Raw genomic sequence first — 26,548 nt, 5'->3', positions numbered from 1 at the left:
TCCCCTTACGCGGCTTTTGCGCCAGCGCGGCCGGGGCAGCCCCAGTTCAAAATAGGCGTACCTTGCGGCAGCACGCGCTGGAACATCGCCACGCGCCCGGCCTTGGGGTTTACCACCACCGGCTGCTGCGCGGCCTGCAGTAAAGGCAAATCGGCACTGCTGTCCGAATAAGCGCTGGCTACCGGCTGGGCGTAACCCGCTTCGCGGATCATCGTCATCTTCATCGCGTAATGGCAGTGGCGCAGCACCCCCATCGCACCCAGCTTCGGCCCGAGCAGCGTACCGATCACCGGCACGTCTTGGTGGGCGACGAAGGCTAAAATGGCACGTGCCAGCTCCGGTGGCGCGCCGGTGGCCACCAACACACGATCCCCCGCTGCGCGATGCTTTTGAAATACTTCGAGCGCCTGCGGTAGCAGCCGCGCGCGGATCGCGGGGGCGTGCGTTTGTACGTAGCGATCGATCAGCGCGTCAAGTTCTGTGCGTGTAGAAATTCCGAACGTACCCACCCACACAAACGCCGAAATACCGCGGCGACGCGTGGGCAAAAACGCCACCAACGGCCCCGCGACAGGTGCGATGAGTAGCGCCAACACGCGTCGCCACCACGCGCGCCCGATCAGCCACTTGAACAGATGGCTGCCAGAATCACCGTCGTAGAGGGTGTGGTCAAAGTCAAACACCACCAACGGCGCATCGGCACTTGGCGACGGATACGCCTCACTCATGCGAATAGATCCTGAAGCGCCTGCCCCGGCTCCGGCTGACGCATAAAGGCTTCGCCAACGAGGAAGGCATGCACCCCTTCCGAGCGCATCAGCGCCACGTCTTCATGCGCCAAGATGCCACTTTCCGTTACCAAGATGCGGTCTGCGGGCACTGCACTCTTTAGCGCCAGTGTGGTTTGCAGCGACACCTCAAACGTGCGCAGATTGCGGTTATTGATTCCCAGCAGGCGCGCAGGCACCGGTAAGGCGCGTTCCAATTCATCAATATCGTGCACTTCCACCAGCGCATCCATACCCAATTCGGCAGCAATGAATGCAAACTCGGCCAGCTGCACATCATCCAGCGCCGCGGCAATTAACAGCACGCAGTCCGCGCCCAGCGCACGCGCCTCATAAAGCTGGTATTCGTCAACGATAAAATCTTTGCGCAACACCGGCAGTGCGCAGGCCGCACGCGCTTGTTGCAGATAGGCATCGCTACCTTGGAAAAAATCCACGTCGGTGAGCACCGACAAACACGCCGCGCCGCCTGCTTCGTAACTGCGGGCGATGGCCGCAGGATCAAACTCCGCACGGATCACACCTTTGCTGGGGCTGGCTTTTTTTACCTCGGCGATCACCGCCGATTGGCCTGCCGCAATTTTGGCCGCTACCGCATCAGCAAAACCACGCAGTGGCAACGCACTGTTTGCGCGCGCTTTTACCGCGTCTAACGCCAACTGAGCGCGGCGCTCGGCTACTTCTTCTTGCTTGCGCGCAAGAATGCGCTTCAACACGTCGTGCATGGGGCCATCACCGCCTCAAGGGATGCGCAGTGTAACGAGTTTCACGACGCTGCGGCCAAAGCGCGGGTCATGGCGACATACTCGCCCAGTTTGGCGCGCGCCGCGCCGCTAGCAATCACTTGCCGCGCACGGGTAATGCCTTCGGCAATGTCTTCCACCACGCCCGCCACGTACAGCGCGGCACCGGCGTTATAGGCCACGATCTGCAGCGGTAACCCATCACGGTTTTCCAGCGCATCTAGCAGCATCACTTTCGACTCTTGCGCATCGGATACTTTCAGATTGCGGCTATGCGCCATCGCAATGCCGAAGTCTTCCGGGTGCAGCTCATACTCGCGCACCTTGCCGTCGCGTAATTCACCCACCAGCGTACCCGCCCCCAACGACAACTCATCCATATTGTCGCGCCCCCACACCACCAGCGCGCGCTGCGCGCCGAGCTCTTGCAAGACGCGCACCTGAATGCCTACTAGGTCTGGATGGAACACACCCATCAGCGTATTTGGCGCATCGGCAGGATTGGTGAGTGGGCCAAGGATATTGAAGATGGTGCGCACGCCCATTTCGCGACGCACTGGCGCCACGACTTTCATCGCCGGATGGTGCACCGGCGCAAACATAAAACCGATGCCAATTTCATTGATGCAGGCGGACACTTGCTCGGGCTGCAGCTCGATTTTCGCACCGAGTGCTTCCAGCACATCTGCACTTCCCGACTTCGACGACACGCTGCGGTTGCCGTGCTTGGCAACCTTGGCCCCCGCTGCCGCCACCACAAACATGGAAGCGGTAGAGATATTGAAGGTATGCGCACCATCGCCACCGGTGCCGACGATATCCACCATATTGTGCCGATCGGCCACAGCAACAGGGCGCGCGAATTCGCGCAATACCGTTGCGGCTGCAGCAATTTCTCCTACAGTTTCTTTTTTCACCCGCAGCCCCGTCAAAATCGACGCGGTCATTAACGGACTCACCTCACCGCGCATGATCTGACGCATCAGATCGACCATTTCATCAAAAAAGATTTCGCGGTGCTCGATGGCGCGCTGTAGCGCCTCTTGTGGTGTGATGCCCACGCTCAGCGCTCCAAAAAGTTTTTCAGCATGGCGTGGCCGTGCTGGGTAAGGATGGATTCGGGGTGGAACTGTACGCCCTCCACCGGGAACTCACGGTGGCGTAGGCCCATCAATTCCTCCACGCTGCCGTCGGCATTTTCCGTCCACGCGGTGACTTCCAAACACTTTGGCACGCTGTTTTTTTCCACCACCAGCGAATGGTAACGCGTGGCTTCAAACGGACTTGGTAGCCCGGCAAACACACCGCCTCCGTTGTGATGGATGGGCGAGGTTTTGCCGTGCATGATGCGCCCCGCGCGCACGACCTGCCCACCATAGACTTGGCCTAACGCCTGATAGCCCAAGCAGACGCCAAAAATTGGAATGTGTGGCCCAAGCTCACGCAGCACGTCCAGCGAAACACCGGCCTCATTGGGTGTGCACGGCCCCGGGGAGATCACAATTTTGCTTGGCGCCAGCGCCGCGATTTGTGCAACGCTCAGCGCATCATTGCGCTCCACGCGAACATCAGCGCCGAGCTCTTGCAGGTACTGCACAAGGTTGTAGGTAAAACTGTCGTAGTTATCGAGCATCAAAAGCATGGTGATCTGCGCTTATGGCAGGCGGCTCACGTAGGGCCTTGCAGGATAACGCAAGCAAACGCTCGTGGCGGAATTTATGGCAATGGCCATATGACATCGACGCGCAGCCCGGGGGCATTGTCGTGCAATTCGATGCGTCCACCGTGGTGCTTGGCAATCGCACGCGCCAGACTTAAGCCCAGCCCAAAGCCCGGCGTGCCGCGGTGTGGCTCGATCCGCTGAAAACGGTCAAACACACGCTCCCGCTCGGCCTCCGGAATGCCCGGCCCACGATCGGCCACCACTAATTGCACATTGGCTTGAAGCACGTGCAATTCAACCTGTATCGCACTTCCTGTAGGTGCAAATTTCAGCGCGTTATCCAGAAGATTGGTAATTAGCTGGAAGAGCTGATCACGGTCTCCGCGCAGGCACACCGGCGCCAACGCCGTCACTAGCTGAAGCGCACGTTCGTCGGCCACCGGGGCATACATCTCCACCGCGTCTTCAATGAGCCTTTTGAAATCCAAAAGCGGCGCAGTTTCAGCGAGCGGTTGGGCCTCGATTCTGGCCAAGCGCAAGAGTGCAGAAAACGTCTGCAGTAATTGATCCGTCTCCAACAGCGCTTGATCGAGCGCTCGTTGTTCATTGGGCTCGGATACTCGTTGGCGCACGCGCTCTAAGCGATTACGTAAGCGCGTAAGCGGCGTACGCAAATCATGCGCAATATGATCCGTTGCATGACGCACACCATCGAGAAGTTCTTCAATTCGGTCCAACATAATATTGAACCGATGCGCTACCTGATCAAACGCATCGCCACTATGATCCAGCGGCACACGCAGCCCTAGCTCCCCCAATCCGACGCGCGCGGCGGTGGCATCTAGGTGACGCAGACGCCGCGCAACCCAGCGCGAGGTGATCCACCCCACCAGTGCCCCAAGCGCCGCGGCAAACAGTAGCGCCATCAGCGCCGTTTTTTGCATCAACGATAAAAACCGATCTTGCGCGCGTAGACGCTGCCCAACCAAAACAGTTTCACCATGCGACAACCGCTGTTCAACCGCGATCACGCGTAGCGGTGCACCACCATCGGGATTTTCTTCATTGAACTCAACCCAGTGGCGATGCACATCAGGCGCTAAAGTTTTAGGCAAACGCCCCAGCAGCGCCCTACCCTTTGCATCCGCCATGGCATAGACAGCATCGGGGTCGCCTTCGTCTTCAATGCGTGCATTGAGTTCGCCTAGCAGTGCCGTGCCTCCGCCACTGCGATAAATATCGCGCAGCGCCCCCATGTCGGCGCGCACCAGCACGCGCGCATCCTGCAGCAGCTGTGTGGACACGGCGTAGTACACACTGGTGCCAAGCAAAATACTGGACAGCAAAAACCCTGCTGCTACCGCCAGCGCGAGGCGCGTTGTTGCAGAAACGCGCCACCGTGTCATATGGCCAACCGATAGCCCGCGCCGCGCACGGTCTGCAGCATTGGCTTGTCGAAGCCGTGGTCGATTTTTTGCCGTAAGCGGCTGATATGCACATCGATGACATTGGTCTGCGGGTCAAAATGATAGTCCCACACCGCTTCCAGTAGCATCGTACGTGTCACCACCTGCCCGGCGTGGCGCATCAGATATTCCAGAAGACGAAATTCACGTGGCTGAAGTTCAATTTTCGTCGTGCCACGCCGCGCCTCACGCGCAAGCAGTTCTAGCGCCAAATCCCCCACCACAAGGCGTGTTTCCTGCCGTTCACTACCACCGCGCTCACGTCGCATAAGGCTTTCCAATCTTGCACTAAGCTCAGCAAACGCGAAGGGTTTTACCAAGTAGTCTTCCGCACCCGCACGCAGCCCTTCCACACGATGCTCGACATCCCCTAGTGCCGTGAGTAGCAGCACGGGAACACGGCTGCCTGCGCCGCGCAGCGTACGCAGCAGGGTTAACCCATCGAGCCCTGGCAACATGCGATCCAGCACCACCGCGTCATACGGCTCCGTGCTGGCTAAAAACAGCCCTTGTTTTCCATCACTGGCCTGATCAACGGCATGCCCTTCTTCGCGCAGACCTTTGCTAATAAAGCTCGCGGTGTGGCCATCGTCTTCTATCAGCAGTATGCGCATCGTCGATTCTCCTTACAAAAGCATACCCCGCAGCGGTAGGTCTGCGGGGTATGGCTTGCGCAACTGCGCACGACGGAGAAACGGGCGACCCATTAAGCGGGTCAACCAGCGCGACTTTTTATTACTTCTTAGCGGGGGCTGCAGCGCTGGCCGCAGCCGGGGCGCTATGTTGCTTCTTGTGATGCACGGCCTTTGCAGATGTCTTTGCTGGCGCTGTCGCGGCTGTAGTTTTAGCCGCTGGTGCAGCGGCCGGTGTCGTCGGCGTTGTGGCAAATGCCGTCCCCGCCAGTGCAGTCAAAGCAACGGCGACCAGTGCATTACGAAAGGTGTTCATGGCAGTGTCCTTGGTTGATTTCGGTGGGGCCTATCCCCAGCGCAGGATCAGGATGCGCCAGTGCACCTCACCGCAAGGTTTCCACAGGATGAACTTTTTTTAATCTTGCGAGTGGCTTTACAACCCCTTCGCTGCCTGCGCCACGGCGCGAAACAGTGCGCGGCCTTTGTTCATGGTTTCTTCCCACTCTTTCTGCGGGTCCGAGTCGTACACGATGCCCGCGCCTGCCTGCACGTACAGGCGTCCGTCTTGAATAACAGCGGTGCGAATGGCGATGGCGGTATCGGCATCACCGTGCCAGCCGATATAGCCAATCGCACCGGAATAAACATTGCGTTTGATGGGCTCAAGCTCGCGAATGACTTCCAGCGCGCGGATTTTCGGTGCGCCAGAAACCGTGCCTGCGGGGAACGTGGCGCGCAGCACATCGGCATAGCTCAACCCCGGCTGCAGCGCCCCGGTGACCTCACTCACGATATGCATCACATGGCTATAGCGCTCGATCACAAAGCGCTCGCCCACGGCCACACTACCCGCAGTGCTGACGCGCCCTACGTCATTGCGCCCCAAGTCGATCAGCATCAAATGCTCGGCGCGTTCTTTCGGGTCGGCCAGCAGTTCCGCTTCCAGCGCCAGATCTTCCTCATGCGTGGCACCGCGCGGGCGCGTGCCTGCAATCGGCCGCACCGTTACCGCTCCGGCCTGCTGACGCACCAAAATTTCTGGCGACGAGCCCACCACTTGGGTCGCCCCAGTGTCCAAGAAATACATATAGGGCGAAGGGTTCAGCGCGCGCAAGGCGCGGTACACATCCACCGGGCGCGCATGAAATGGCACGCTCATGCGCTGGCTCAGCACCACTTGGAACACATCCCCCGAACGGATGTATTCCTTGGACTTCTCAACCGCATGGATAAACCCATCATGGGTGAAGCCGCTCACGAAATCCGCTTCATCCAGTGCCGCAGGCTGCAACGTTTCCGGGTAAGGCGCACCGCCGTGGCGAATACGATGCGTCAACGCATCTAAGCGGCGATTTGCACGCGCCCATGCCTGCGGTTGGTTCGGATCAGCATGGGCGATCAGATACAGCCGGCCTTTGAGGCTATCAAACACCGCCAATTCATCGCTCAGCATCAACAAGATATCGGGCGTGCCTAATTCATCTGGCTTCGCGTTGGCTTTTAGCCGAGGCTCGATGTATTCGATACATTCAAACCCGAACCAACCCACCAAGCCGCCGTTGAAGCCCGGCAGTCCGGCCAACTGCGGCACTTTATGCGCGGCGCGCAAGCGCTCGACTTCCGTAAGTGGGTCAGCCACCTCGCGGGTTTCGATGACATCCCCGTGCTCACGCACTTGCAGCGTATGGCCGCGAAATTCATACACGCGGCGCGCGGGCAAACCGATGATCGAATAGCGACCAAAACGCTCGCCGCCTTCCACCGATTCAAATAGATAGGTATGTGGGCCGTCGGCGAGCTTCAGATATACCGAAAGCGGGGTATCGAGGTCGGACAGCACCTCGCGCACAACGGGAATAAGGGTGTAGCCGTCAGCGGCGTATTGGTTGAACTGGGCGTGCGTCATCATGCGGTGCGTCCTTCAAAACAGGCGTATGAGCGATTGCGGCGGCATTGCCACGCCACCATCGCCAGCCATGCTCGAAAGAAGGAATCACTCGGTTCATCCCCTCACTGTACTGGTAAAGCGCAGCGTTTCGCAATCGCAGCAAGGCATGTGTATATCGCTTTATTGCCTTCTTTAAGCGCGCGGCATGACGCAACGTGATTTGCAAAAATGCAAAATTACATGTAATTACATGTTTGGAATAAATTATTCAGCCTACTTTTCGGCTTAGGTGCTCCCATGAATCACAAAGCACAACCGATGTCCCGCCTCGCTGTGCAGATCGCCTGCTCCCTATCGCTTGGCGTAGCCAGCCTTAGCTCTAGCGCTGCGGCAGATCGCTTAGGGCTACCGCCTTCGCCCGCATCAGATGAATTCGTTCATAAGCGCACCCAATTTCAGCTGCATACGCTGCTCACCGAGCAGCGTCATCCAAAAACATGGAACCTCAGCAGCGCAGCGCAAGCAGATCCGCAAGCCGCGCTTGAGCAGCTTTTTTCGGTGGATGAAGACGTAGCACGCACCTTTCAAGAAGTGGCGCAAGATCCTGCGCGCATGGCCAAACTGCATGCGGCGTCTGCGGCCGTACAGAATGCACTGCGCAACGGCCATCGCATTTATTTTTATGGCACAGGCTCCACCGGGCGGCTCGCAGAAACGCTGGAAAGCGGCATCTGGCGGCCATTCTGGCTGCGCTTACAAGCAGACCCCGCCTGGCCTGCGCTTGCGAAGAAATTGCCGCCCGATTTACTAAATCGCGTGCGCGGTGAAATCACCGGCGGTGATCGCGCTTTGATTAGTTCACTGGAAGGCTTTGAAGACTTGCAGCTGATCGGTGCGCTGCAGCTACACGATAACGGCATTGGTAAAGAAGATGTGGTGTTCGCGGTCACCGAAGGCGGCGAAACTTCGGCGGTGATTGGTACTGCACTGGCCGCCGCCGAGCAAGCAGGAGCAACGCCAGATCGGGTTTGGTTTGTGTACAACAACCCCGACGACGTGCTGCGCCCGTTTGACCGTAGCCGCAAAGTATTGGACGACCCACGCATTCAAAAGATTGCACTGCCCACTGGCCCGCAAGCCATCACCGGCTCAACCCGCATGCAAGCCACCACGACAAGTCTGTATGCGCTGGGGCTGGTTTTAGAAGATGCGCTGCGTGCGCTATTACTGCCGCAGCTTGATACGGCCACCGCCAAACGCTTGGGGTTCGCGCATAGCGATACGCTGGAATCACGGTTGCGCTCGTTCCAAACTTTGCAGCGCACCGTCGCATCAAGCGCGGAGCAGGTCGAAGCGTGGACGCGCACAGAAGCTGCCACTTATCAGCAGGCGCACCGTGCCACCTATCTTGCTAATGCAGCGCTGATGCCCGTGTTTGTGGATGTCACTGAGCGCGCGCCGACATTCCGCCTTGCTCCGCTGGATCCAACCTCGGCGCTTACCCCTAGCTCTTGGATTCGCGTCGTTAGCCCCACCGATAGCCGCGAACGCGCTTGGGACGCCCTGCTGCACCGCCCCTTCCACGGCCTTGATGCCCGTCAGTACAAGCCTGCCTTCGAAACCCAAGTCGATGACCCATCGCTGCTGGATACTGCCTTACGCAGCCTGCAGCGCGCAGGCGGTGAGCAGCAAACACTGTATGACCTGTCGTGGTCGGCCAATAACCGCCAGCGCATCGCCCCCGCTGCAGGTGATCTCGGCGTGTACCTCACGTATCCCGACGAATCCGTGAGCACGCTCACCTCCGACTGGATCAAAGCCTTCAACGCGGCCAAAGCGAATTTGATCGTGGTCTCTGTGGGCCAGCATGCCGCATCGGCACCAAACCTTGCCGCCATTCAAACGCTGGCACCGTCTGTGCGCCGCATCACCCTAGACCTTCCCAAGACCAATGACCCGCTGAACTTAGGCCGCACACTGGCATTGAAGATGCTACTCAACGCGCACTCTACGGCGGTGATGGCGCGGCTTGGCCGCACCGTGGGCAATACCATGACGGCGGTACAACCGGGCAACCTGAAATTGATCGGCCGTGCGACGTATTTACTTCAATCACACGTCAACAGCGTACTGAGCAGTGAGCGCTGGCAGCGCGCCCATGGCGCAACACCCGAACTCAGTTACGCAGAAGCCAACGCCGCCGTTTTTGAAGCGATCAAACAACGCAGCCAACTACCAAAAGACTTGCAGCTTCCGGAAGTCGAGCTTGCCATTGTCGCCGTGCTTGAAAAACTCGCTGGCGGCGCTGACCTCAACTGGAACAAGGCCGCACAGACCTTGAACACAGAAGGGCTTAACGGCTACCTCAGCGCGTGGCAGCCACCGCCTGCTTCATCTGCGCGATGATGCTGGCGTAGTCCGGCTTGCCGAAGATCGCGCTGCCAGCGACGAAAGTATCGGCACCGGCCTTGGCGATCTCGGCGATGTTATCGGGCTTGACCCCACCGTCGATCTCCAGTCGGATCGGGCGGCCACTGGCGTCGATCATCGCGCGCACTTTTTGCAGCTGCTTCAGTGCGGAGGGGATGAAGGATTGCCCGCCGAAGCCGGGGTTGACCGACATCAGCAGCACGTAGTCGATCTCATCCAGCATCACCTCCAGCACGTCCAGCGAGCTGGCCGGATTGAACACCAGCCCGGCCTGGCAGCCGCGCGACTTGATCAGCTGCACGCTGCGATGCACGTGCTTGCTGGCCTCGGGGTGGAAGCTGATATGGCTGGCGCCAGCATCGGCGAACATCGGGATCAGGCCATCGACCGGCTCTACCATCAGGTGCACGTCGATCGGCGCGGTCACGCCATGCTTGCGCAGCGCCTCGCAGACCAGCGGGCCGATAGTGAGGTTAGGCACGTAATGGTTGTCCATCACGTCGAAATGCACCCAGTCGGCGCCGGCGGCCAGCACGTTGTCCACTTCTTCACCCAGCTTGGCGAAATTGGCGGACAGGATCGACGGGGCGATGACGGTGGATTGCGTGCTCATGATTTCCTCAATTTCTGGATGCGGTCGTAAGCCGCGTTGATCTCGCGGGATTTTTGTTCCGCCAGCTTGATAATGTCCGGGGCGGCCCCTGCCACGCGGTCGGGGTGGTATTGGCTCATCAGGCGGCGGTAGGCACGGTCGATGTCGGCATCGCTGGCATTTTCAGGCAGCTCGAAGACTTGATAAGCCCAGTCGATATCGGCGTTGCCGGGCGGAGGGGCGTTTTGCTGATCGTGTGATGGGCGGCTGCGCTGGGATGAAAACCAGTCGTGATCAAAGCCATAGCCGATCAAAAACCCCAAAAAGCCCCCCACCGGGTGCCGAAGCAGCATCCAGCCTGCGAGAAAGCCTAAAAATTGTCCGTACCAGCGGCGCATGGCGTCAGTTTACAGGGCAAATGCCTAACGGGCTTACACTATGCAACCCGATCCTCTATTCCTCCCCTTATGCCGACCACCCTGCTGCAATCTGATCTCCCCGGCCTAAACCTGATCCACCGCGGCAAAGTGCGCGACGTATTCGACCTTGGCAATAACACCCTGCTGATGGTGGCCACCGACCGCCTCTCTGCATTTGATGTGGTGCTGCCCGACCCGATCCCCGGCAAGGGCGAGATGCTCTGCCAGATCAGCAATTTTTGGTTCGATAAAACCCAGCACATCATCGCCAACCATCTCACCGGCACGGATGTTGCCAGCGTGCTTCCAACGGGTGTGAACGCTGCGCTGTACGCCAAGCGCGCAGTGGTGACGAAAAAACTCAAACCTGTTCCTGTGGAATGCATCGCGCGCGGCTACATCATCGGCAGCGGCTGGAAAGACTACCAGCGCAGCGGTGCGATCAGCGGCATCGCACTGCCCGCAGGCCTGCAACAGGCGCAACAACTGGCCGAACCGATCTTCACCCCATCCACCAAGGCCGCAGTAGGCGATCATGATGAAAACATCGACTTCGCCGCCGCAGTGAATTTAGTTGGCCGCGAGCTGGCCGAAGCCGTACGTGATGCCACGCTCGCCATTTACAGCTTCGCCCGCGACTATGCGGCGCAACGCGGCATTATTTTGGCCGACACCAAATTTGAATTTGGCACGGATGCAGACGGCAAGCTGTATGTGATGGACGAAATGCTCACCCCCGACTCCAGCCGCTACTGGCCAGCCGAGCACTACGCCGTTGGCATCAGCCCGCCCAGTTACGACAAACAATTCGTGCGCGATTATCTGGAAACGCTGGATTGGAACAAAACCGCACCCGGCCCCAAGTTGCCCGCCGAGATCATTGAAAAAACCCGCGCCAAGTACGCAGAAGCGTTGGAGAAGTTGGCGGGGATTGGGTCATGCTAGGATGACCCGGGGTTAAGTATCATCGCGATACGCAACACATTTCCGGGGAATTTGTGGACAACTTAGAGAGCCTTATCAAGGCGGCAGGCAACGCTGCAGCAACCGGGCGTTGGGGGGATGCAGAGTGCGCGTGGGAGCAGGTGCTATCGCGCGATCCGGGCAATGTGCAAGCTTTGTTTAGCCTTGGCGTCCACGCGTATCAACGCGGTGATTTAGCGGCGTCGCTGCAGATGCTAGACACCGCACGCAACCACGCGCCGCAAGACCCAATGATCCATATCACGCTAAGCCGCGTGCACCGCGATGCTGGCAATGTGGATGCGGAATGGCAGGCGATCAATGCGGCACTAATCAGCGATCCTTACTTCCTGCCTGGGTTACTTGGGAAAGCTGAGTTCATGGAGCGACAGGGCAATGTCCCCTTAGCGGCAACGATGTTCCGTGACGTGCTAAAGGTTGCCCCGCCCGAACCACAGTGGCCCAGCGCACTACAGCGCCGCTTACAGCACGCGCGCGATATAGTGCGGCGTAACTCCGAAGACCTTTTCGACTTTCTTCGCCAAAAGGTGGCGGCACAACGCGGCACGATGGATGCAACCCTACAAGGCCGCTGGGATGAGGCGGCGTCTATCTTGGCCGGAAAAACACGCCCCTATCATTCAGAGTGCAACCGCCTGCAGATACCGCGTCTCCCCGCAATCACTTATTACGACGATGCGCTATTCCCGTGGATGCAAGCAGTGGAAGCGCGCACAGACGCCATCAAAGAAGAGTTACAGGCCATGCTCGCCAGCCGTGGCGAAGAGTTCGTGCCCTATATCCAGTACAAGCCGGGCGATCCAGTTAACCAGTGGGACAAGCTCAATCATTCACGCAACTGGAGCGGTTTTCACCTGTATTCGCATGGCGCACCGGTTCACGAACACCTCGCACAATGCCCGCACACGGCCGAAGTGCTCGCGATGGTGGACACCGCAAGAATTGCCGGGCTTTGCCCGAATGCCATGTTCTCTGCACTTGCACCCGGCGCCCATATTCCGCCGCACACAGGTGAGACCAACGCACGCCTAGTTGCGCATTTGCCACTGGTGGTACCGGAGGGCTGTAACTTTCGGGTGGGCTACGACTGGAAACCATGGCGCGAAGGCAAATGCTGGGTGTTTGACGACACTCTAGAGCACGAGGCCCGCAACGACAGCCAGCAGCTTCGCGTCATCTTAATGTTCGACGTCTGGAACCCCCTGTTATCACACGCGGAGCGTGAGGCCGTAGTTGCGCTGGAAGAAGCCATGCGCGACTGGCACGGACAAGGCAGCAATGTGTGATCCGACAGGGCAATCTGCTAATTCACCGAACGGATAATGATGATGCGCTTCCTTATACCTTCGCTTCTCACACTATTCGCGCTTCCGCTTGCTGCACAGCAGGCACCTCATCACTGCGCCAACGTGCCCGAACCTGCTGCGCGACTGGCCTGCTACGACAAGGCATATCCACCACCACCTGAAGTGATCGAAGCCGCAAAGGCCAAGGCACGCGCCTCTTTTGGCTTAGATAAGCCGCGAGATGCTGCACTCACTCCAAGCCAATCTGCCTCTCCAGAACATGTCGAGAGCCGGATCACCACGGTTGACTATGCCAGCGGCGGGCAGCGCAGTTTCAATCTTGAAAACGGGCAGGTTTGGACGATGACAGAGTCAAGCAGCGGCGGCCATGTGAAGCCAGGTGACCCTGTAGAGGTGCGTAAAGGCCTTCTTTCCGGCTATGTCTTGGTTACCCCCAGCGGCGTGACGTTACGAGTACGTCGCATACGGTAACCACATGGGGATGATTGCGTGCGCAACGCGACATACGCCGCACCGGCCCTATCACTCAATGTCTCTAAGGATTCAACCATGTCTATTCAACCCAGCTATCGCATCTTGTTGGCCGCAGTAATCACCGCGCTGTTGTCACTTGGAACCGCACACGCTATGCCGCAAGCAGCAGAACAGCACGAGCCCAGCAAACCCGATAAACAAAACGGCAAGGTCTGCCAATCCGAAGAGGTCACCGGCAGCCGCATGAAGAAACGCGTGTGCTTGACGCCAGAGCAATGGGAGGCCCGCGAAAGAGCGGGTAAGGAGCTTAAGCGTGAGATGGACAGCAAGCCGATACCCAAAGATGGGCAAGGCGGTTGAATTAGCCGAAAGGCCGCTACAAAAGAAGGCGGCGGGTCGAAACCCGCCGCCTTTTTCTACATTAAAACAATTACCGCGTTGATCAGAACTTCAGCGTAATGCTACCGAAGATATAACGACCCACTTGGTCGTATCCGCCCAAGGCGTTGGCGTTGGCGGCAAGACCGCTGTCACCGACGAAAGGCGGCTCTTTGTCGAACACGTTGTTCACGCCAAAGTTCACCACCGCCGGCCCAACATTCACGCTGCCGCTCAGATCGATGTAGTTGAACGAAGGCACGCCCTTCCCAAGCCAAATGACATCCGACAACTGGGTGCCATCTACGTCCTTGTAGTCCATGCTGGCGATATGGCGCCAGCGCAGGCCTGCGGTGTAGCGCCCCCACGAGTAACGCGCCGAGGCGATATGGCGCCACTTGGGTGATTGGCACATATAGGTGTCATTGACCAAGCCCTTACAGTCGTAAGCCGTGCTCGGTGCACTGGACAGTGTCTGGGTGAAGTCCTTCAGAATGAAGTTACCCGCCAAACTGGTATTCAAACGACCCGGACCGAGATCGAAAGAATAAGCTGCCGAAAAATCAAGACCGGAGCGTTTGTACACACCGAGGTTACCGGCGAGGTTGTTGACGTGACCGGTGCCCGGATCCGAAGCCAAGCCCACCCACAGGTCATACTGACCCGAGCGAGCATCGCGATGGATTCGGTCGCAGTACAGGCTTTGCTCCATGCACAGGATCTGGATGGTGTTGTAACCAATACCTGCGATCGCACCTTCGACCTTGACGTTGTACCAGTCCAACGACAGGTTCAAGTCCTTGATCGGCTCAACGGCGAAACCGAGTGTGTAGGTATCGGCCACTTCCGGCTTCAGGCTTGGGTTGCCGCCCGTCCTGACGTTGTACTGGTTCGCCGTGCTTTTCGGCACAAGACCGTACATCGAGGTCGGAACGCCCGTCAGGGCGCACTGAGCCGCTGTGTAGGTCGGGGCCGGACCAGCGCAAAGATCAGTACCACTACCGCTTAGGGCGATACGCTGCGGGTAGTACATATCATTCAGCCCAGGAGCACGCACGGCGCGGTTATAACCGGCGCGCAGCAACAGCTTATTGTCCCAAAGCGCACTGCTCAGACCCATTTTATAGGTGTCATAGGTGCCTGAGGTGTCGTCGTCTGAGTAGCGATAACCCAGCGAAGCGTCAAGACGATTGAACAGCCCTTCACCCACATAAACCGGCAATGCCGCTTCGAGGAAGAAGTCGGTCACCGTATTGCGTGCATCCACAGGCAGGTCCGCAGCACCGGCACCGGCAAAGTTGCCGGCACGCGAGTCACCGTCATATTCGGTGGTGTAGGAGTAGTCGCGACGCTCCATACCCACAGCTAGGCCGATCTCTTCACCATCAGCGCTCGGGAAGCCCCAGCCAAGATAACCATTGACTTCGGCAGACAGTGCCCGATACGTGGTCTTGTAAATACTAAAGCTGGTGCCCGCCATCGCAGCCGCAGCTTCCGGAGTAATGCTATCGGTCCAGATATTCCACAGTTGGCAGCCCGGGAAGGTGCCATAAACAGGATCGTTACAACCCGTTGCGGCAGCAGCGATACGGGTGTTCAGGAAGTCGTTGTTACCAATATCAACAGTCGAAGTCCGGCCAAACACCGCCGAAGCGTCGTAACTCCACGACGAATCGAGAATGTAGCCGCGGACACCGGCCGTGATGCGGCTGGTGCTGTCCTCGGAGCGATGCGCGCGCGGGCCACCTTCCACGTTACGCTTCCACATGGTAATGCGGGTTTGCGCGGTGGTCACACCAGCATCGGCACACAGTGTGCCAATCAGCGGATTGGTGCAGTCCACCACGATCGGCATACCAAAGGCACCAGATTCAGCAATCTGCATATCCGACGTGCGCTCAAGGAACATCGCTTCGATATACGGGGTGAAGTGCTCGTTGACTTCATAGCTAGCCATCAGGCCTGCGGTCATGCGCTTATCAGGGCGTTGATAGAAGTTGATCGGTGCGTAGTTATATACGTAGGTGCCGTTAACGTACTGACCGCCACTGTAGATGTAGTTGGCGTTCTTATCCTTTTGTGCCCACGGAACCACCGCACCATTGGCGTACTGGGCCACCGTAAAGCGCCCCGGATCGGCTGTACCGGAACCACCGCAAGCGGGGGTATCGAACCACACCGCGCAAGCGGAGTAGTCGCGCTGCCCTTGGTACAGCGCATCGTTCTCGCGCCACGTCAGCCACCCCATTGCGTGACCCTTATTGTCGGCAAAGCTGCCGCCAATCACCAAATCGGCGCTACGGCTGATGCCGTCAAAGCCGGAGTTGCCGGTTGGGTAAGGGAAGCCGCGCGCATCATTAAGCGCTTGAATTTCCTTATTGTCGTTATTGTGCTGGTACGCGGAGTAGCCGTAGTTGAGGCTCACGCCTTCGAACTTGTCATCCAAAATAAAGTTGACCACACCCGCCACGGCGTCCGCGCCGTACACTGCCGAGGCACCGCCCGACAGGATGTCCACTCGTTTGATCGCCGCCGCCGGGATAATCGACGGGTCGGTCACTTCGTTGCGGCTGGCCGGTAAACGGCGGCCGTTGACCAAGGTCAAGGTACGTTCCGGACCCAGGCCGCGCATCGAAATGGTCGCGTGACCGTAGGATCCGTTATTTGCGAAGTTGTCGAAGCTCAGGTCGATCTGCGGATACTGGTTGACCAAATCTTCAACAGTGGTAGCACCGTAAACCTTGAACTCTTCCGCGTTCACTTCCGTGATGGGACTGGACGCCGTGAATGTTTGGCTCTTGATGCGCGACCCGGTCACCGTGATCGTATCGAGCGTCTTCGCTTGGCTAGCGGCTTCTTGGCTTGCGGTTTCTTTCGTATCCGCCTGCTGTGCAGCAGCCGTACCCATAAAGCCAATGCTGCCGATCAAGACAGCCATGATCGCATCACGCAATCTATTCGATTTCATTTGATGTAACTCCCCAGTTACTGATTAGGAATGATGAAGAACAACAGTCCGTGTTTTGCACACTATGCAAACTGAGCACTTGCTGACCTCTTAAGTGCCCCCTGAAAGCACAAGTGACTTTTAGCACAGGTCGCACGAAATGTTAAGCGCCCGCTAACAATTCCCGATCTCCAACCAATGACACAAGCAAGCTACACTGGCCCCTACCCTCAACAGTGCCTGCTCTACATGGACTTCCCCGCCAAGCCCTCTGCCATTCTTCTTGCCACCGACCTCTCGGCGCGTTCGGACCGTGCGCAGGCGCGCGCCATTCAACTGGCTCAGTACTGGCAGGCCAAGCTGGTGGTAGCGGTTGCGATGTCGCATGACGTTCTACTCGCTCGCCCCAATGCCGCGCAAGAAGAGGCCGACGACGCGCACGCAGCGGCGCCTTCACCGAAGGACCTGTTACTGCAACAGGCACGCGAGGTCTTTGCAGATGCGGGTGTTCCGGTGGACGTGGTGGTGGAAATTGGCTTTCCGGGGCCGGTGGCCGCGGAAACTGCTCAGCGCCATGGCTGTGGATTAATCATTACCGGCAATTCGCGCAGCGAAGCAGTGATGCGGATGGACCCCGGCTCGACTTTGCGCTGGCTGGCGCGCCACGCCTCAGTGCCGGTACTTGCGGTCAATCAGCGCGTGCGCGCACCGTACCAACAAATCACCCTTGCCAGCGATTATTCGAAAGACGCCAGCGATGCGCTGCGCCTATGCTCCCGTTGGTTTGCAGATGCCACGCGGCGCACGCTGCTGCACGGTTACACCATCCCCCTCGCCACGCTTGCGCTAAACGACGCGCCCCGTGAGCAGGCACTTTCCGTACTGCAGCAGCAAGCCAAGCAGCAAGCTAGCGATTACCTTGCCTCGACTTTAGACCAAGCCGACAGCGGCTGGACCAGTGCCATTCGCGCCGGCGGCCCCGTGCGGCTACTGCGCGAACACGCACGCGAAACCCCCACCGACCTAACCGTGATCGCTTCGCATGGCCGTACCGCCTTGATGGATAAGCTGATGGGCAGCGTGGCCGAGCGCCTGCTGGAAACGGTCAGTACCGACCTATTGATCGTGCGCCCGCAGCGCAGCTAAGCCTAGGGGCGCGCAACTGTAGGCGTCTTCGGCAATGTCCACGACAGCCACAACATGCCAAGCACCGCAGCCACCAGTGACCCACCCAGCACACCCAGCACGCTTTCGGTAAATTCCAACGGCTGCTGGGCAAACGCCAGCGACGATACGAACAAACTCATCGTAAAACCGATGCCGCACAGCATGCCCATGCCCAGCATGCTGCGCAGATCCATACCTTGCGGGAAGCGCGCAAACCCCAGCGCGCGCATGGCCATGGCCGCCCCCACAATGCCCACCGGCTTGCCGAGTACCAACCCAAGCGAAATACCGGCCGGGAGCAGCGCCATCAAATGTTCGGCGCGCAGCCCTGCCAGCGCCAACCCCGCATTGACAAAGGCAAACAGCGGCAGAATTCCGAAGCCCACCCAAGGGTGCAGCGCGTGCTCCAGTGTCTCCAGTGGCGAATGCTCTACCGCATCGTCAATAGCGTTGGTTTTGTCCACGTGCGGAATCATCAAGCCGGTGATCACGCCCGCCACCGTCGCATGCACGCCCGATTTCAGTACGAAGAACCACAGCAGCACGCCCAGCAGCAGATACGGCACCAGTGAGGTGACTTTGCGCCGATTCAGAGCCAGCATGATTAAGGCCACCACGGCTGCACCCAGCAGCATGCCCCAATGCAGACCCTGCGAATAAAAGAAGGCGATGATGACAATGGCGATCAAGTCATCCACCACAGCGATGGTGGAGAGCAACAGCGTCATTCCCAGTGGCACGCGCTTGCCGAGCAGCCCCAGCACCCCCAGCGCAAAAGCAATATCGGTGGCCGTGGGAATGGCCCAGCCGCGCATGGTCTCGGGGTTGCCGTAGTTGAGCGCGGTAAACAGCAGCGCTGGCACGGCGACACCTGCAAACGCACACACCACCGGCAACATCAGCTGATCACGGTCGGACAATTGGCCGGACACCACTTCGCGCTTGATCTCGAGCGAAACCAGCAGGAAGAAGATCACCATCAGTACGTCATTGACCCACCAATGCAGTGACTTTGCCCACGTGCCGCTACCCACCGGCGTATCGCGTAGCGCGACATAAGTTTCGGCCAGTGATGAATTGGCAGCGATCATCGCCAATATCGAAGCTGCGATCAGCAAAACACCACTGGCTGACTGCATTCGAAAAAAGGCGCTGAAAAAACGCTCAGCGCGCGCTAAAACGCTCGGGGAACTATTCATTACGCCCGATTATAACGACTCCACTTGTACAGAAGGTTACGCGCCGGGTGTAAAGCGCCTGCGCAGCCCCATCCACACGTTTGGGTAATCCATCTGCCGGTGCGACGCGTCTAACGCCTGCGCCACAGGGCGAATGACCGCACGCGTTTCAAACATGATCGCCATTGTATCTTTCACATAGTCCGGCTTGCTGGTGTCTACCGCGCTGGCTTTCTCGAAAGTAGCGGCATCCGGGCCGTGGCCGGTCATGCAGTTGTGCAGCGAACAGCCGCCGGGCAGGAAGCCTTCGGCCTTGGCGTCGTAAATGCCGTGCACCAGTCCCATAAACTCGCTGGCCACATTGCGATGGAACCACGCCGGGCGGAAGGTGTCTTGCATCGCCAAAATCCGCGGCGGGAAGATCGCAAAATCCACATTGCTGGTGCCGGGCGTATCGCTGGGCGAATGCAGCACGAGGAAGATCGACGGATCGGGGTGGTCAAAACTAATTGAGCCAAGCACGTTGAAGCGGCGCAGGTCGTATTTGTACGGCGCGTAGTTGCCGTGCCACGCCACCACATCCAGCGGCGAATGGCCAATGTCGCTGCGCCACAGCCCCCCTTGGAATTTGGTCAGCAGTTCAAATTGGCCATCCACATCTTCATAGGCCGCATTGGGGTAGTGAAAATCGCGTGGGTTGGCAAGGCAGTTGCTGCCAATGGGGCCAAGGTCGGGCAGGCGCAGTAGCGCGCCGAAGTTTTCGCAAACGTAGCCGAGCGCCTGTCCATCGGGCAGGGTGACGCGGTAGCGAATCCCGCGCGGGATTACCGCGATTTCCTGCGGCTCCACATCCAGCACGCCCAGCTCGGTTTCAATATGCAGGCGGCCTTGTTGCGGCACGATCAGAAATTCACCGTCGGCATTGCAGAAGAAGCGCTCGTGCATATCGCGGTTGGCCGCATACACATGAATGCCAACACCACTCGCCGCCGCCGGGCCACCGTTGCCGCCCACGGTGAACAAGCCTTCGATGAAGTCTGCCGGCTGCTCGGGCATGGGCAGCGGGCTCCAGCGCAGCTTTTCGGGCGTGACCGGGCCAGTGCCAAAGTCGTTATGAAAACGCGGCTGTTCAAACGGTTCAAAACGACCATGCACCGCCGCAGGGCGGATGCGGTACAGCCAACTACGGCGGTTGGCATAGCGCGGCGCGGTGAACGCGGTGCCGGTGAGCTGTTCCGCGTACAGATCATGCGCGACATGCTGTGGCGAATTGCGCCCCACCGGCAGCGTGCCTGGCAGCGCCTCGGTGGCAAACTCATTGCCAAACCCCGTTTGATAGCCGTTGGATTGCATCGTTTGATCCTTTTGGGAAATTACAGCACGCCGCGCTTGATCTGGTCGCGTTCGATGGATTCGAACAAGGCCTGGAAGTTGCCTTCACCAAACCCTTCATTGCCCTTGCGCTGGATGATCTCAAAGAAGATCGGGCCAAACGCATTTTGGGTGAAGATCTGCAGCAGCAGGCGTTTTTTGGTTTCCATGTCGGCATCGATCAGGATCGAATTTTTACGCAGCCGTGGCACGTCTTCGCCATGGCCGGGAATGCGTAGGTCGATCACATCGAAATAGGTGTCCGGCGTATCGAGGAACTGCACCCCCGCCGCGTGCATTTTTTCCACCGAGTCATAAATATCGTCGGTGAACAGCGCGATATGCTGAATGCCCTCGCCGTGGTAGGCGCGCAGGTATTCGTTGATTTGGCTCTTGTCGTCGGACGACTCATTCAGCGGAATACGCACCACGCCGTCGGGCGCGGTCATGGCCTTCGACAGCAGGCCGGTTTTACTGCCCTTGATGTCGAAATAGCGGATCTCGCGGAAGTTGAACAGCTTCTCGTAATAGTCCGACCACTTCTGCATATTGCCCACATAAAGGTTGTGGGTGAGGTGATCGATGAAGGTCAGGCCAAAGCCCACTGGGTGCTGATCCACACCCGGTAGCGGCACGTAATCGGTATAGATGTCGTTGCTGCTATCGTCGATCAGATACAGCATGCAATCGCCAATGCCTTTGATCACCGGCGTTTGCACCGCCGCAGTTTCGGGCTTGAAGCTGACCTCCTCCCCCCCATTGGCCAATACATGTGCCAGCACTTCGCTGGTAGGCTTCTTGAAGCGAATGGCAAACCCACATGCCGATTGCCCGTGTTTTTCGGCAAAATCGGAGGCGAACGAATTTTCTGTTTCATTCAACAGGAAATTGATCGTACCCTGACGGAACAGAGTGATGGCGCGGCTACGGTGTTTGGCAATCGCGGTAAACCCCAGCGTACGTAGGTAGCTGGCCATAGCTTCAGACTGGCCTTTGGGCGCGGCATATTCGACAAACTCGAAGCCGTGAATGCCCATGGGGTTGTCGAATGTGGTGGGCTGCATGCCAAGATTAGGGGCTGCGTTCATGCGGATCTCCTGAGCGGCAACAATCTGCATTCTATGGTTACACTTGCAACTGTTTCAAGTCCCCGTCCTTAAACATCATTTATCCATGTCAAATCGCGCCACGTTGGAACTCGAAAATTTCCTGCCCTACCGCCTCAGCGTGCTGTCTAACCGCACCTCTGAAGCGATTGCGCGCGAGTATTCGCAGCGCTTTGCGCTGAGTGTCACCGAATGGCGGGTGATGGCCATCTTGGGGCGCTACCCGGATCTTTCCGCCAACCAAGTGGCGCAGCGCACCGCGATGGATAAGGTGGCGGTGAGCCGCGCGGTGGCCAAACTATTAGAAACCGGCCGACTGCTGCGCGAGTTCGACGAAGACGACCGTCGCCGCTCGGTGCTGCGGCTGTCAGAAAAAGGTTATGTGATCTACGACCAGATCGTGCCATTGGCCATGGGCTTTGAAAAACTCATCCTCGATAAAATGAGCGAGGCGGAACGCACGCTGCTGTTCCGCCTCTTGGATCGCCTGGATGAGCTGGAGCTGCACGCGGAAGACAGCGCATCACGCGCTGTCTAATGTGCCAACCGTTACCGTTAGTAGCGGCCGTCTAACGCAAAAATCGGCGTGCGCGTCTTCCACTTACCTTCGGTGAAGTCGGGGAAGGCCAGGGTCTTGTAGTCCTCGGCGATGGACTGCTCCGACAGCGGGGTAATGGCGCTCCACGCCACCGCATCGTAAATATCGATCGGCATCGGCTCACCCGCCTTCAATGCTTCGATAAAAGCATGCACCACGAACCAGTCCATACCGCCGTGGCCCGCGCCTGCGGCCTTTTCCGCATACCTCTTCCACAGCGGGTGGTCGTATTCGTCGTAATACTTTTGCGCATCTTCCCACTTGTGCGGAGGGCTCTTGCCTTCGATATGGAGGCCGCGGTTGAGGTCCATCCAAATACCGTCGGTGCCCTGCACGCGGAAACCGATCGAATACGGACGCGGCAGCGAAGTGTCGTGCTGCAAGATGATGGTCTCGCCGTTTTCGCAGCGCAGCGTTGTGGTGACGATGTCGCCGAGCTTGAACTTGACCTGCGCATTCGGGTGATTGGGGCCGCCCTTGGGGTGCTTGAGAATGTAATCGTGCAGCCCGCGCGCCTTGGTGGAGAACGCGTTGACGTGGGTGAAGCGGTTGCCACGATGGATATTGGCATACATCGCGCAGGGGCCGATGCCGTGGCTGGGGTAGAGCTCGCCATCACGGGTAATGGAATGCTGGGTGCGCCACTGCGCTTCGGAGAAGCCCTTGTCACCGAATTCCACGCCGCTGTTATAGGGCTCGTTGGGGTTGCCCGAGTTGAACTTCACCCCGCGCAGGTCGTGCTGATAGCCCGCCTGCATGTGGATCAATTCACCAAACAGCCCGGCGCGCACCATTTGCAACACGGCCAGCACGTCGCGGCGGTAGCAAACGTTTTCTAGCAACATGTAAGGAGTGCCGGTGCGCTGCTGGGTGCGCAGCACGTCCCAGTGGTCTTGCAGGGTGATCCCGGCCACGACTTCGCAGGCTACGGCAATACCGGCTTCCATCGCCGCGATCGACTGCGGCGCGTGCCATTCCCACGGCGTAACGATAAACACGGCGTCGAGATCGGTGCGTGCCAGCAACTTTTTCCACGCGTTGACATCACCATTACCGCCGTATTCCTTCGGCTTGCGGCGCCCGGCTTTCTCGATGATCGCCTGCGCTTGATCCAGCATCACGCGTTGGGTGTCGCAGATCGCCACCAACTCTACGTCGTCACGGCTGAGCAGCGGCCCAAGCTGCGACTGCCCGCGCATGCCGGTACCGATCATGGCCACACGCACGCGATCACGCTTTTTGGCGAAGGCGGGCAGCAGGCCACTGGCCCCGAGTGCTGCACCGGCGGCAATGAACTCTCTACGTTTCATGGTGTTGGTATTCCTATTACAAAAAGAAGCGCATCAATGCAGAGCGGCCCCGCACGAGACGGGGCCGACTCAATGTAAAACAAGTGTAGGCTTAGAACTTATAACCCACGGTGAGGCTATAACCGCGGCCGAAGTTGTTGGCATAGCTGGAGAAGGCCATCCAATCGTTCGGATCGTAGAACGGCAGGCGGTTGAACATATTCTTCACGGTGAAGCCCACGTTCAATTTGTCTGTGGCTTTCCAGTTCAGCGACAGGTTCGCTGTCCACCACGACGGCGCGCCATCGCACTGGCCGGGAGCCGCCGCTACATAGCTGCCTGTGCAGGTGCCGGTGTTGTTATCGGCTTCGTCGATCTGATCCCAAGCCCACTTGGTGGGGCCAACATAGTTCACAAACAGACTGGTGGTGAAGTTTTGATAGTTCCAGTCGGTATTGAAGGTGGCGCGCAGGCGTGAGTTTCCGTAATAGCCAATCGCGTTACCGTAGCTCCAGCCTGTGTCATTGTCGTAATAGGCAAGACTGCGGCGGGCGATGGTGGCGGCGAGGCCCATATTCAAACTTCCCCACTCACCCAGCGAGAAGCGGCTGCGCGCATCGATGTCGAAGCCATCCACCAAGGTCTTGCCCTGGTTCTTGTACTGCCCCACCACACTCAGCACGTTGCCCACGCTATAGCCCGGCAATACGCTGGGGCAGGTGACACCGCTGCTTGGGTCGGCGCACATCGCTTGCAGCGCGGCAAGGTTGGCGCGATCGGCGTCGGTGATCTCACCGCGTGTTGTCGAGATCACATCTTCTGGGCGGTTATAGTCGGGCGCGGCGATCTGGTTGCGGCGGTAAATGAACCAGTAGTCCGCCGAGACCGACAGCCACTTGGCCGGTTCATATACAAACCCAAGCGTAGCGATCTTGGCCTTTTCCGGCTGCAGATCTTGGTTCGGCTGGGTCATGCGCGCCACGGTGCGGCCGCAATCGGCATTGAGCAGCGAGTTGCCTAGATCTTTATCACCCGCATGGCTCGACTGCCGTAGCAGATTGGCAATGGCATTGGTTTCATTGCAGCGGATCTCATCACGATAACCACCCAGCTGGGCATACACGCCGCCGCTGCCGGACTCGGCCAGGCTGGGCGCGCGGAAGCCGTGCGAATAGGTGCCGCGCAGAATGAGGTTAGATGTTGCCTGATATTTCAAGCCAATTTTTGGTGCGAGGTTAGCGCTGAAGTTCGGGTATTTGTCGAGGCGTAGCGCGGCATCGAGTTCGAGCTTTTCGGTCAGCGGCACTACGGCTTCTGAAAACAGCGCGTAGGTATTGCGCGCACCGTTGAACCACGAGCCGCCCTGCTGAGTGATCAAGCCGTCGGCGGCATCTTTATTACCGGGGGTGAAGAAGGTTTCGCGGGTGGCGTTGATACCGAATGCCGCGCGCACTTCGCCCGCAGGCAATTCGGCGAGTGGGCCTTCTACCTTGGCGTCGAAGGTGTGCAGGCGCGTCCACGATTGAATGTCGAAGGTTGGGAAGGCCTCGCGGATCAGCGCGGCATTGGCTTCGCTAATTTCGCCGAACTTGTACGCCGGGTTGTCACCGATAATCACGCGGCCGGTGGTCGGATCTACGGTGTACGGGCCGAAGGCTTTTTCAAATCCTTTCAGATTGACGTTGACGGTCTGGTAGGTGGTGGAATGCGTACCGGCGCTGGCCAGTGCGGTTTCCCAGCTCCAGTCACCAAAGAAACCGCGCGCGCCGCCGAGGACACGGTAACTCTTGTCGGTATTGCGCTGACCGAAGTGGTTGCCGCCGACGTCTTGCAGCAAGTAATACAGGCCGACCACGCCGCCCATCATCGCCTTCATTTCGTCGCTGGCGTGGTTGTAAACGTTGTTCGGCCCAAGAAACGGGGTGAGGAAGCTATTGACCGTGGTGCCGGTATTGGCCGAATACCACGTACTGGGGCTGCCTGCGGTGCTGTAGAAGGTACGCGGGGTGCCGCCATTGGCGGTTAGATCGATATCGGTATAGGTGGCTTCGGCAAAAATTTCGCTGGTTTCACCCACCAAGAAATGCGCGTTGACATAGGCGGTGATGCGTTCGGATTTGGCGCCGCCGTCGATCTCGTTATTCATCCATGTCTGCCACACGCAGCGGTTGCCGCCAGACACGGCTGCAACGTTATTGCAGCCCGGCGCGGCTTCCCACACTTGCTTGCCGGTGGCATCAAATGCGTAATAGCTGCCGGGGTTGAACACGCCCGGAGCGCTGCCGTCTTCAAAGCGGAAATTTTTGATGTAATTCGGGTTATTGACGTAGAACTGAGCCGGTTTTTTGTCGTACCAATCGCCCAGCGTGATCGGATCACGGCGGTACAAATTGACGCTGGCATAGACGTTGTAGCGATCATCGCTGAGGTTACCGAAGCCGCCGGTGATGCTGGCCTGATGCTCGCCATAAGCGCTGACGCGTGAAGATACGTCGCTGGTGACGTTCACTTCCAAGCCTTGGAACTCATGCTTGGTGATCACGTTGATCACGCCCGCCACCGCGTCGGTGCCGTACACGGCGGACGCGCCATCGGTCAGCACTTCCATGCGCTCGATGGCGGCGGCCGGGATCGCGTCGATGTTGACGAACTGCGTTTGGAAACCCGCAGGCGCGCCGTAGTAGGACAGGCGACGACCGTTCAGCAGCACCAAGGTGCCCTGCGCGCCAAGGCCGCGCAGATTGGCCTGCGAAGCGCCGTCGGAGCCGGTGAACAGCGACTTCGAGTCCTGCTGCGCCGGACGCGCCGCCGGTAGGTTATCGAGTACCTGCAGCAGGGTGCGCGCACCCATGTTTTCAATTTCCTTGGCCGTTACAATTTGCAGCGGTGAGGCGGTTTCGGTATCGGTGCGCTTGATGTTGGAGCCGGTAACTTGAACGCGCTCAAGCTCGGTGACCTGATCCGACTTTTTCCCCGCCTCGGAACTGGCCTGCTGCGCAGACAGCGGGCCTGCAGCAAGGGCAGCGAACATGGCAACGGTTAAAGCGTTCAGGGCGATACGACGTTGGTGGCGGTGCGAAGACATAAAGCGATCCTTATTCATCAGCCGAACGGCTGAAAATGGGGGT

General features: G+C 58.7%; 23 protein-coding genes. 7 read left to right on the top strand and 16 right to left on the bottom strand.

From position 1 onward, the window contains the following. Nucleotides 1–5: 5 nt before the first annotated feature. The 8 genes from KUL77_RS03725 to trpE form a co-directional block, all read right to left on the bottom strand. The gene (locus tag KUL77_RS03725; RefSeq protein WP_297143807.1) at nt 6–728 is read right to left on the bottom strand and encodes a haloacid dehalogenase-like hydrolase; all 723 of its coding nucleotides are present in this window, start codon (nt 726–728) and stop codon (nt 6–8) included. After that, nucleotides 725–1,513, bottom strand: coding sequence for an indole-3-glycerol phosphate synthase TrpC (gene trpC / locus KUL77_RS03720; protein WP_297143804.1), 789 nt, complete (start codon nt 1,511–1,513; stop codon nt 725–727). Before trpC ends, KUL77_RS03725 begins: the two co-directional genes overlap by 4 nt. A gap of 41 nt (nt 1,514–1,554) precedes the next feature. Further along, nucleotides 1,555–2,592 carry an anthranilate phosphoribosyltransferase gene (gene trpD / locus KUL77_RS03715; protein WP_297143802.1) on the bottom strand — a complete coding sequence of 346 codons (1,038 nt, stop codon included), beginning with the start codon at nt 2,590–2,592 and terminating at the stop codon, nt 1,555–1,557. A gap of 2 nt (nt 2,593–2,594) precedes the next feature. Further along, entirely contained in the window at nt 2,595–3,173 is a 579-nt protein-coding gene (locus tag KUL77_RS03710; RefSeq protein WP_297143799.1) for an aminodeoxychorismate/anthranilate synthase component II, read from the bottom strand. A gap of 74 nt (nt 3,174–3,247) precedes the next feature. Continuing rightward, entirely contained in the window at nt 3,248–4,600 is a 1,353-nt protein-coding gene (locus KUL77_RS03705; protein ID WP_297143795.1) for a sensor histidine kinase, read from the bottom strand. Beyond that, complete coding sequence (locus tag KUL77_RS03700) at nt 4,597–5,274, bottom strand: response regulator transcription factor (RefSeq protein ID WP_297143792.1); 678 nt, start codon at nt 5,272–5,274, stop codon at nt 4,597–4,599. The genes KUL77_RS03705 and KUL77_RS03700 overlap by 4 nt, the downstream gene beginning before the upstream one ends. A gap of 121 nt (nt 5,275–5,395) precedes the next feature. Further along, nucleotides 5,396–5,608: a hypothetical protein gene (locus KUL77_RS03695; protein WP_297143790.1), complete on the bottom strand. Its 213-nt coding sequence runs from the start codon at nt 5,606–5,608 to the stop codon at nt 5,396–5,398. Nucleotides 5,609–5,725: 117 nt separating this feature from the next. Next, nucleotides 5,726–7,201 (bottom strand): anthranilate synthase component I, encoded by a 1,476-nt coding sequence (trpE, locus tag KUL77_RS03690; protein ID WP_297143786.1) that lies wholly within the window; start codon nt 7,199–7,201, stop codon nt 5,726–5,728. 276 nt (nt 7,202–7,477) lie between these two features. On the opposite strand from trpE, the gene KUL77_RS03685 reads away from it, so the two are divergent. Next, nucleotides 7,478–9,586 (top strand): hypothetical protein, encoded by a 2,109-nt coding sequence (locus KUL77_RS03685; protein ID WP_297143784.1) that lies wholly within the window; start codon nt 7,478–7,480, stop codon nt 9,584–9,586. Here KUL77_RS03685 and rpe read toward each other — a convergent pair. Next, entirely contained in the window at nt 9,546–10,223 is a 678-nt protein-coding gene (rpe, locus tag KUL77_RS03680) for a ribulose-phosphate 3-epimerase (RefSeq protein ID WP_297143781.1), read from the bottom strand. The genes KUL77_RS03685 and rpe overlap by 41 nt on opposite strands. Then, complete coding sequence (locus KUL77_RS03675) at nt 10,220–10,600, bottom strand: DnaJ domain-containing protein (protein ID WP_297143778.1); 381 nt, start codon at nt 10,598–10,600, stop codon at nt 10,220–10,222. The genes rpe and KUL77_RS03675 overlap by 4 nt, the downstream gene beginning before the upstream one ends. 69 nt (nt 10,601–10,669) lie before the next feature. Here KUL77_RS03675 and KUL77_RS03670 point away from each other — a divergent pair, with 69 nt between their 5' ends. The 4 genes from KUL77_RS03670 (at nt 10,670) to KUL77_RS03655 (ending at nt 13,746) form a co-directional block, all read left to right on the top strand. Continuing rightward, the gene (locus KUL77_RS03670) at nt 10,670–11,566 is read left to right on the top strand and encodes a phosphoribosylaminoimidazolesuccinocarboxamide synthase (RefSeq protein WP_297143774.1); all 897 of its coding nucleotides are present in this window, start codon (nt 10,670–10,672) and stop codon (nt 11,564–11,566) included. 53 nt (nt 11,567–11,619) lie between these two features. Further along, a complete protein-coding gene (locus KUL77_RS03665; protein ID WP_297143771.1) occupies nt 11,620–12,891 on the top strand; it encodes an aspartyl/asparaginyl beta-hydroxylase domain-containing protein in 1,272 nt (423 codons plus the stop codon). Nucleotides 12,892–13,014: 123 nt separating this feature from the next. Then, entirely contained in the window at nt 13,015–13,383 is a 369-nt protein-coding gene (locus KUL77_RS03660) for a hypothetical protein (RefSeq protein ID WP_297143769.1), read from the top strand. A 78-nt stretch (nt 13,384–13,461) separates the two neighbouring features. Continuing rightward, complete coding sequence (locus KUL77_RS03655; RefSeq protein WP_297143766.1) at nt 13,462–13,746, top strand: hypothetical protein; 285 nt, start codon at nt 13,462–13,464, stop codon at nt 13,744–13,746. 82 nt (nt 13,747–13,828) lie between these two features. On the opposite strand, the gene KUL77_RS03650 is transcribed toward KUL77_RS03655, so the two are convergent. Then, complete coding sequence (locus KUL77_RS03650) at nt 13,829–16,732, bottom strand: TonB-dependent receptor (protein ID WP_297143763.1); 2,904 nt, start codon at nt 16,730–16,732, stop codon at nt 13,829–13,831. A 177-nt stretch (nt 16,733–16,909) separates the two neighbouring features. On the opposite strand from KUL77_RS03650, the gene KUL77_RS03645 reads away from it, so the two are divergent. Next, nucleotides 16,910–17,857: a universal stress protein gene (locus KUL77_RS03645; protein WP_297143760.1), complete on the top strand. Its 948-nt coding sequence runs from the start codon at nt 16,910–16,912 to the stop codon at nt 17,855–17,857. A 2-nt stretch (nt 17,858–17,859) separates the two neighbouring features. On the opposite strand, the gene nhaA is transcribed toward KUL77_RS03645, so the two are convergent. Genes nhaA through hppD form a run of 3 tightly spaced genes read right to left on the bottom strand, consistent with a single transcriptional unit; the run spans nt 17,860 to nt 21,515 of the window. Beyond that, nucleotides 17,860–19,077, bottom strand: a complete 1,218-nt coding sequence (gene nhaA / locus KUL77_RS03640; protein WP_297143757.1) for a Na+/H+ antiporter NhaA — start codon at nt 19,075–19,077, stop codon at nt 17,860–17,862. Nucleotides 19,078–19,113: 36 nt separating this feature from the next. Beyond that, nucleotides 19,114–20,409: a homogentisate 1,2-dioxygenase gene (gene hmgA / locus KUL77_RS03635; RefSeq protein ID WP_297143754.1), complete on the bottom strand. Its 1,296-nt coding sequence runs from the start codon at nt 20,407–20,409 to the stop codon at nt 19,114–19,116. A 20-nt stretch (nt 20,410–20,429) separates the two neighbouring features. After that, the gene (hppD, locus tag KUL77_RS03630) at nt 20,430–21,515 is read right to left on the bottom strand and encodes a 4-hydroxyphenylpyruvate dioxygenase (protein ID WP_343231530.1); all 1,086 of its coding nucleotides are present in this window, start codon (nt 21,513–21,515) and stop codon (nt 20,430–20,432) included. 85 nt (nt 21,516–21,600) lie between these two features. On the opposite strand from hppD, the gene KUL77_RS03625 reads away from it, so the two are divergent. Then, nucleotides 21,601–22,071 (top strand): MarR family transcriptional regulator, encoded by a 471-nt coding sequence (locus KUL77_RS03625; protein ID WP_297143752.1) that lies wholly within the window; start codon nt 21,601–21,603, stop codon nt 22,069–22,071. Between the two features lie 17 nt (nt 22,072–22,088). Here KUL77_RS03625 and KUL77_RS03620 read toward each other — a convergent pair whose 3' ends face one another. After that, nucleotides 22,089–23,441 carry a Gfo/Idh/MocA family oxidoreductase gene (locus KUL77_RS03620; RefSeq protein ID WP_297143750.1) on the bottom strand — a complete coding sequence of 451 codons (1,353 nt, stop codon included), beginning with the start codon at nt 23,439–23,441 and terminating at the stop codon, nt 22,089–22,091. 91 nt (nt 23,442–23,532) lie between these two features. Continuing rightward, nucleotides 23,533–26,505: a TonB-dependent receptor gene (locus tag KUL77_RS03615; RefSeq protein ID WP_297143748.1), complete on the bottom strand. Its 2,973-nt coding sequence runs from the start codon at nt 26,503–26,505 to the stop codon at nt 23,533–23,535. Nucleotides 26,506–26,548: the final 43 nt, after the last annotated feature.

Source organism: Thermomonas sp. (genome assembly GCF_019104945.1).
Lineage (GTDB): Bacteria > Pseudomonadota > Gammaproteobacteria > Xanthomonadales > Xanthomonadaceae > Thermomonas.
This window is presented reverse-complemented; position numbering and strand designations above follow the sequence as displayed.

Coding starts and splice junctions, on each gene's coding strand:
- KUL77_RS03675 (WP_297143778.1), bottom strand. CDS start 10,600: ATGCGCCGCTGGTACGGACAATTTTTAGGCTTTCTCGCAGGCTGGATG.
- trpE (WP_297143786.1), bottom strand. CDS start 7,201: ATGATGACGCACGCCCAGTTCAACCAATACGCCGCTGACGGCTACACC.
- trpC (WP_297143804.1), bottom strand. CDS start 1,513: ATGCACGACGTGTTGAAGCGCATTCTTGCGCGCAAGCAAGAAGAAGTA.
- rpe (WP_297143781.1), bottom strand. CDS start 10,223: ATGAGCACGCAATCCACCGTCATCGCCCCGTCGATCCTGTCCGCCAAT.
- KUL77_RS03705 (WP_297143795.1), bottom strand. CDS start 4,600: ATGACACGGTGGCGCGTTTCTGCAACAACGCGCCTCGCGCTGGCGGTA.
- KUL77_RS03650 (WP_297143763.1), bottom strand. CDS start 16,732: ATGAAATCGAATAGATTGCGTGATGCGATCATGGCTGTCTTGATCGGC.
- KUL77_RS03700 (WP_297143792.1), bottom strand. CDS start 5,274: ATGCGCATACTGCTGATAGAAGACGATGGCCACACCGCGAGCTTTATT.
- KUL77_RS03620 (WP_297143750.1), bottom strand. CDS start 23,441: ATGAAACGTAGAGAGTTCATTGCCGCCGGTGCAGCACTCGGGGCCAGT.
- KUL77_RS03625 (WP_297143752.1), top strand. CDS start 21,601: ATGTCAAATCGCGCCACGTTGGAACTCGAAAATTTCCTGCCCTACCGC.
- KUL77_RS03725 (WP_297143807.1), bottom strand. CDS start 728: ATGAGTGAGGCGTATCCGTCGCCAAGTGCCGATGCGCCGTTGGTGGTG.
- nhaA (WP_297143757.1), bottom strand. CDS start 19,077: ATGAATAGTTCCCCGAGCGTTTTAGCGCGCGCTGAGCGTTTTTTCAGC.
- KUL77_RS03655 (WP_297143766.1), top strand. CDS start 13,462: ATGTCTATTCAACCCAGCTATCGCATCTTGTTGGCCGCAGTAATCACC.
- KUL77_RS03645 (WP_297143760.1), top strand. CDS start 16,910: ATGACACAAGCAAGCTACACTGGCCCCTACCCTCAACAGTGCCTGCTC.
- KUL77_RS03615 (WP_297143748.1), bottom strand. CDS start 26,505: ATGTCTTCGCACCGCCACCAACGTCGTATCGCCCTGAACGCTTTAACC.
- KUL77_RS03685 (WP_297143784.1), top strand. CDS start 7,478: ATGAATCACAAAGCACAACCGATGTCCCGCCTCGCTGTGCAGATCGCC.
- hppD (WP_343231530.1), bottom strand. CDS start 21,515: ATGAACGCAGCCCCTAATCTTGGCATGCAGCCCACCACATTCGACAAC.
- KUL77_RS03670 (WP_297143774.1), top strand. CDS start 10,670: ATGCCGACCACCCTGCTGCAATCTGATCTCCCCGGCCTAAACCTGATC.
- KUL77_RS03695 (WP_297143790.1), bottom strand. CDS start 5,608: ATGAACACCTTTCGTAATGCACTGGTCGCCGTTGCTTTGACTGCACTG.
- KUL77_RS03710 (WP_297143799.1), bottom strand. CDS start 3,173: ATGCTTTTGATGCTCGATAACTACGACAGTTTTACCTACAACCTTGTG.
- hmgA (WP_297143754.1), bottom strand. CDS start 20,409: ATGCAATCCAACGGCTATCAAACGGGGTTTGGCAATGAGTTTGCCACC.